The sequence below is a fragment of the bacterium genome (assembly GCA_019695305.1).
GTDB lineage: Bacteria > UBA10199 > UBA10199 > UBA10199 > JAIBAG01 > JAIBAG01.
Genome location: JAIBAG010000014.1, coordinates 63631 through 70501 on the forward strand (window position 1 = coordinate 63631; position 6871 = coordinate 70501).

Annotated in this window: 4 protein-coding genes; 1 reads left to right on the plus strand and 3 read right to left on the minus strand. The window is 43.2% G+C overall.

The annotated features are described in order from the left end of the window. Positions 1 to 132: 132 nt before the first annotated feature. Entirely contained in the window at positions 133 to 1218 is a 1086-nt protein-coding gene (locus K1X76_07895; GenBank protein MBX7148994.1) for a hypothetical protein, read from the minus strand. A 13-nt stretch (positions 1219 to 1231) separates the two neighbouring features. After that, complete coding sequence (locus K1X76_07900; GenBank protein MBX7148995.1) at positions 1232 to 2071, minus strand: TIGR02147 family protein; 840 nt, start codon at positions 2069 to 2071, stop codon at positions 1232 to 1234. Positions 2072 to 2392: 321 nt separating this feature from the next. Between K1X76_07900 and K1X76_07905 the strand changes: the two genes are divergently transcribed. Continuing rightward, positions 2393 to 3145 carry a hypothetical protein gene (locus tag K1X76_07905; protein ID MBX7148996.1) on the plus strand — a complete coding sequence of 251 codons (753 nt, stop codon included), beginning with the start codon at positions 2393 to 2395 and terminating at the stop codon, positions 3143 to 3145. Between the two features lie 3 nt (positions 3146 to 3148). On the opposite strand, the gene K1X76_07910 is transcribed toward K1X76_07905, so the two are convergent. Continuing rightward, complete coding sequence (locus K1X76_07910) at positions 3149 to 6763, minus strand: hypothetical protein (protein MBX7148997.1); 3615 nt, start codon at positions 6761 to 6763, stop codon at positions 3149 to 3151. Between the last annotated feature and the right edge of the window lie 108 nt (positions 6764 to 6871).

Below are 6871 nucleotides of genomic sequence, written 5' to 3' on the forward strand. Positions count from 1 at the left end.
TTCCCTATAGTAGCCTTCTGGCTACGAAATGCCCAGATTGTTGCCGGCCGATCCGGGGTTTTGTTTTTTAAAGCACTTCAAAATAAAAAAGGCATCTAAAAAGATGCCTTTTTTATTTCTATTGTCAAAATTTTATTGAGTAAATTTTTCCATAAGCTCGTCATAATACTTAAGATGGTTTTCTTGGTTTAAGCGACGCTTAGCTGTAAAATTAACAACAATAGAATGCGGTAAAACACGTGCCGATTCGGTAGTAATGGTGTTTTGGCCAATCATCAGTGTGTATTTGCCACGAGGTTCAAGGGCGTTTTGCAATTTAATACGGATAATAGACTCCTGATAAGAGGTGTCGGTTTCAATAGTAATATTACTACTAGTAACACCGTCTACAATAAAGGTGTTTTCATCGTTTTGGGCGGTAATCTTAATTTGAGAACCATCAACTTCTTTTACAATGTCATCCACACGCATATAAATAAACCCGGTGTTGTTGTTACTGCCCCACAAAGGAACAATACCCGAATTATAAGGATTCATATTGAGAATGTTTAAATCGGGCAGGAGTGTAGTATTTAAATTTTCAATATACTCATCTAAATGACCGTTGTCGTTTAAATCAACAGCACCTTGAATTTCGGCCAGTGTATCCGAAAGATGAAAGCCAGAAGCATATTCGGTTAAATCACCCAATTCTAAATCGTCTTTTAAGATGATGCCGGCATACAAACCACCCAATTTGGAACCGGTATTAGTGTCGGAATACATAAGGCTGGAACAAAAAACCTGGTTAGTCTCGCCATAGTTTTGAAAAAAGTAAAGTTCGTAAGGGCCTTCGGGAAGACTAACCGAAAACTCTTCATTAGCCTTAATATCAAAAGTTGTACGTATATTATTGGGAGCCATTGCTACTAACGAAATAGGGTTTTCAGGATTGCAACGGTCTTGAATGGGCTTATAAGCAACTTTTGTTGGCATGGGATTAACAGAAAGAGCCAGTAAGTCGGTTGACACAGTAGTAGAGGGAATTGTTCCCGGTTCGGCAGCTTGATAATTATATTTGCCAGCTATGCTAAAGTTTTTAGTGATAGCGGGCTTAGTAGGGTTAGTAGCAATCGTGTAATGCCCATTATCGTTAGGGATATCCGAAGATGTTAAATTTTGACTTCCAGAGCACGCAAGCGTACACAAGAAAGCGAGTATCAAAAACGAGAAACGCATAATAATTCCTTTTCTATTTTTTCCACCGTTCAGGGATAGCCGTTAAGTTAAACATATGCATGTTTACCTGATACACGGTATCTCCTTTGCTTTCCCCAGTTAACAAGTCGCCCAACTCGTGTGCAAATTCCTCGATGCGTTTTTTAGCTTCGAGAAAAGAATCTTTATCTGCTGCTACCGTCATAGTAAGCATCTGTCTATACTCTTCGGGTGTATCATCAAGGGCTTTTAAAGCCATTTTAATCATTTCTTGATGAAAACGATAGACCGAAAGTTCGGTAATAGCAGAACTTGTTCTAATATGTTTATCGGTAACTTCAACCCGTTTGTTGCTATTTTTTATTAAAAATCCCAGTTCAAAGAGGGTTTTAAGAGCCTCAGAAGCCTCGGCCGGGGTAATACGGGGGCTTAAACGGGCCGCAACCCAGTTAGGATCGTCTTTAAATTCGGCAAAATAGGCCATTTCGCGAATAACAGGGTAATACCAGCGCGAAAAGTACAAATAAGCCTTATGATCAATGTTTTTTACCTCATAATACGACTTAAAATGGCATATTTTTTCAAAATAGCGCGTTTTTTCCTCTAAACTTTCGGCCTGGTTGTATTGAACCAAGTTACTAAAGTAGTCGGTTTGTTTTTTGTTTAATTTTAATAATTTAGCTATTTTAGAGATGCCGTCGGAGGTTAAATCGCGCTTTCCCAGTACCACGAAACGAATAAAGTTGGGTGAACTATAGCCGGCCATACGACATAAAGCCCTATAAGAAAGCCGTGGGTTTTCTTTAAACATGCTTTCAAAAACATGGTCTAAATACTCACGGTAGCTAGTATAACTGTACAAATTGATGGACATGGTTAAAGCCCCATTAAAGATTGAATTATACTGTATTTTTTTAAGGGCGTGAATTAAAAAAACAGTTTTAAGTATAAAATCTTAAAGAAGAAATATCGTTCTCAAGGCTTCAAAAGTTTGTTTTAAGATCAAAAAATGCATTTTATTTAAGTACTAACCCATAACGCGCCGCGTCTTATTTTGTTATTTTAAAAAAAATAACACAACTTTACAAAAAAAAATCCGATAACTACGCAGACTGATAAATATAAAATTTTGTAATTTGCTTTTTTTATAAGGTCATTTTAAGAAAGTCTTACATTTTAATTTGAGGGAATAAAGTTGAAAACAGTTTCGCGCTTATTACTCATATTTTTAACCCTGTTTAGCGTTGCTTGTGGCTCGGCTGCGCAATCATCAGATGTTGAAGACAGCGGTAATTCCAGTATAGATCCATTGGTATCACCTTTTGACGGGATAGAGCGTGGCGATAATTTAACATGGGGTTATTTTATTCGTGAACCCTTTCGATCGAGCGTGGTATCCGAGTTACCCATTCCTGTTTATGTAGCTTTATTTAATGACGATGAAAGAGCTGAAGTGCTTGAAGGCATTGATGTTGCCAATGAGGCTGTGGGTTTTGAAGTTTTTGAAGTGCTTGATGAATGGCAACCCGATGCACGCGTAATTTATAAAGTAGATGAAATTAATTTTGATGAAGACTCCAGCATTACGGGCATAGACGATTATAGCCGCGTGGTGGGTTATACTTATAGCCGCAATGTCTATGTAAATGGTTTGCACGATTCTGGCCGTGTTGTTACCGATTTTGCTATCGAAATTAGATCGGATCATGTTGATAAATATGTGGTAGCGCACGAGTTGGGGCATGCCATGGGAATTCAGGAACATGCGCTGATTGATTATGAAAACGATACCACTACCGATTTGGAGCCCTATTCGTTAATGTCGGCGTCTATTACACTTAATCCTACGTTGGACGACTACAATTATATGATGAGCATGCAAGGCGATATTCTTTTAGAATATATGCGCGGACTGGGTGTAGAAATTAATATTAGTGCCAATCCCTAATTTTTACTTAAATAAATCTGGAAATTCTGCTCTTAAGATCAACTCAATGTCAAAAATTCTGGCATGAGCCCATCCTAATAAATTACCTGCTTCTGGGGTTGCATTAAAGTTCATTTCTGCGCTAGGTATTAGTCGTCTTTCATCAGGATTTCTTATTGTGCCTTCCTCCATACGTTCTACAGTTACAAGCCATGTTTCACCTACAAGATGACTGATGTTGATATTAAATACAGAGCCGTTGGGTGTTAAGCGGCCTGTGTACATGATGCCTCCCATCCTGTTCACATTGCCGTTTCCCAGTCTTGTCCCTTGCTTTTGCAATGAAAAGTTTTGTTGCCCTCCCGTGGTTGTGCGGCTTGTGTCGTGTACTATATTGTAATCTGCTACTGGGGTTGGAGCTTGTGGTGCAGAATCGGCTATTCCTAAGCTTGTCTCAACTTCAAGGGCTATTTCTGTCAGTCTTGCCTGTAACCAGGCGGTTGGATTGTCGGCCGGAACGTCTGGAATGGTGCGTCTTTCACTGCTCATCATGTTATCATGTGAAGCTCCATGGTAGCGAATTACTGATAACAATACTGTTCCATCAGGTTGTTTAGAGGCCACAATAGTAAATAGGCCATCAAGCGTGAATTTCCCCGTATAGGTAAACCCTCCAGCACTATCAATTTCTGCGGTTCCCAATTTTATTCCACTGTTATCGAATACATCATAACTGTTCCCATTTGCCTGTAGAGTAAATGGGGACGAGGTAAGAGGAGCAGGTGCTTCCTCCTGAGCCGGTGTAATTGCAGGCTCTTGTGTGCCACTTGCCGGTGGTGATTGATTATCATCTGTATACCGGATAACTCTTGGGATATCGGCTTCGGTGGCATTGGGGTTATCTACAAAAAAATCAAAAACCTCGCGCTCTAAAATATCCAGCAAGGTTTCAACGCGCTTTACTCCCGGGTCTATAATACTGCCGTCACTTTGCGCCAGGCTATACATGTGCACATACTCGCGCAGGCGAATATTTAAATAAGTTTGAATGTTAAAAAATAAATCTTGGGGCGAGTAACCCAAAGTATTACTAATGGCATCTTCCAAAATGGTGGCACGAGTTGCTACGCTATTATGGTGGGTATCGGCAATGTCATAAGTTTCTACAGGAATAGTTTGCGGTTGGGATAAATCATAAGTTTTGGCGCGCTCAAAAATGGGGGCGGGGTTTGAGGGATTTCCACCTAACAGCCAAACAACAAGAGAATCTTTTCCAAATACTTGTGCTGCACGGGCGCCGGCTGTTAAGGGCCCAATACCAACAGGTTTGGTTTCGGTGCCGCCTCTCAGTGTTAGCTGTAAGGGCTGTGTGCTGTTGATGCCAGTAGTAATGGCTTGTTGATAAACGGGTACCAAGGCGGCTCCCGCCAGCCATGGGTCGGCGGGGTTTACGCCAAATAAACCGGCAAAGGCCAAATCTCTTTTAAACGATTTATTTTGTAAAATACTTTCGGTGTATTCAATGGGCAAAGTTACTTCGGCCACTTTTGTGCCTTCACAAAATTCGGCCAGTGCCGCCAAACTTTTAATAGCCTGGGCCAAGCCATAGGCACGGCCTTGCAAGGGAACGCCGGCATCGCGATAAAAAGAAGAACCTTTTTCTTTGATAGCTCCCTCCGGAAAACCGGCCATGGCCGCCATCTTGGTTAAGGCCCAACTTCCCCAAGTGGGTTTAGCCTGGGCTTTATCGGTGGCGCTTACTTCCACAGCAGGGCGCGAGGGGCTTAAGGCCCTAATCACAGTTAAATCGAGTCCCTCCGCTTTCCAAAAACGAGCGAGCTCCGCTTGGGCTAGTTCCAGTGGCACTTCCAAGCCTGTGGCATAAGCCAGGGCGGCATCAATAACGGGCAATCTTCCATTACTTTTTTGCCTTACATAATTGGCATAATCGTTACGTTGGTTTTCTTGCGTGATGTCGGCTTCAACAAGCTCGATGCTAGTGGCTTTTACGGCAATGCCATTGGCTTGCAAATAACGCATGGCTACTAAAATGCTGGCGCGTGCTTTGGCTACATCACGTGTTGGGATAATAATGTTGGCCCCCTCGGTGGCTAAGGCTTGCGCTAACAGCGGACGTGCCGATTCGGCCGTTAAGGCACCGGTGATAATATGGGGTTTGGCTTGTCCTCTTAACCCTCTCATCAACTCTACAAAAGAACCCCAGCGTGATTTGGCTTTAGCGGCATACGCCAGCGCGGCTTCGCCCTCTAAACGAGTTCCTGTTTCGGTGGTGATAACAGGGCTAATGGTAGCGGTGCGGCCGCTTGTAGCACTCAGTGCTGTTGCCACTTCAGCTAGCGTCATATTTTTATTGGCAAAAGTATCCAATAATTCGGCCCATACGCCTTTAAGAGTGGGTAGGTCGGCCAAGCGGGTTTGGGCATTGATAGTGGTGTCTCCGGAAGCTGTTTTGATGTCGCTTACTAAGGAGTCTACAGAAATAGGTTCTGCCGCTAAAATGCTTGTGGGTTTTATATCGGTATAGTGGGATTGAATGGCGGATACTTCCAATCCTTCTATACTAAAGAGGTCGCGGATAGTTCTGGCTGTAGCTTTTTTTGTAAAAGCTAATTTTTCTGGTGCTGAAGCCTTTTTTAGCATCTCACTCACGATTGCCTGTAAGGCATATAAATCTTTTGCTGTTTTAATCTCTGTGGGGAGTGTTGCCGTTACACCTAAGAGATGAGCTTGTTGCTGAAGTTTTGCCTTTAGCGCGGTATAGCGGCTGTTAAAGGCGGCGAGTACTCTATCGCTTAAAGAGGGTTGAGGGGGCTCTGATTTTTCTTCACGCTCTGCAGGTGGTGCCGACGCAGAGGGAGCTACTGCGGGGGCCTGGTTTGCCGGTGCTGGGGATACGGCTGTAGGTGTTGCAGGGGCAGAGTTTGCTGGCGCAGGTGCGGCTAAAGCCGCTTGTGCTTGTGCTACGGGCATGACTGCAGAAGGCTGGGTTGCCTCATCATCAATATCATCAATAGTATCTTCTTCGGTTTCTAAATCATCAGGCTCTATTTCTGGCGTGGGCGTTTCTGTTGCCTCCACTTCTTCCGGCGTACTTTCAACCTCGCGGGGTTTTACTAACTCTGTTTTCAATTTTTCTTTTACTTTGTCGGGTACCTCTAACACCTGTGGGGCTTTTACGGGGCTTAAGGTGTGCGATAAGGTTAAACCGCCAACCACGGCTTCCAGCTCGCCTACAGCTTCATCCAGTTCGCTAAAAACTGTCACATCACCTGTGTAATAACCTTCTTGCACTGCGCGTATTAGTAGCAGGGTGGCTACATCGGTTTGCCCCTGGATCACAAAATTTTGGATGATGGGGCGCAGCCATGTAGGAAGATAAGTCATGGCGTATCTAAAATTGGGGCCTTTAAACCAGGTTTGAAGCGGCATGTTTTTAATTTTAAGCGTGCCTAAAGTGAGAGCGCACCAAATGGTTTCGGCTACCCAGTGCGGTTGATTGAAAATATTTTTTCCTTGCACGGCATATTCCATGCCGGCAAATAGCGGGGCTTCAATAAGCATGGTGGTGGCCACTTGTGCGGCCCGGCTGGCTGTATACGCCCTGGGTTCAATAAGCAAGTGCACCACTTAGAATAGATGAGTATTCTGAGTGGATATGGGTAAAAACTACTATCAATTTACTTTAATTGAACGAGAAACGATCGCGATTTTAAAGGCTAGGGGCCA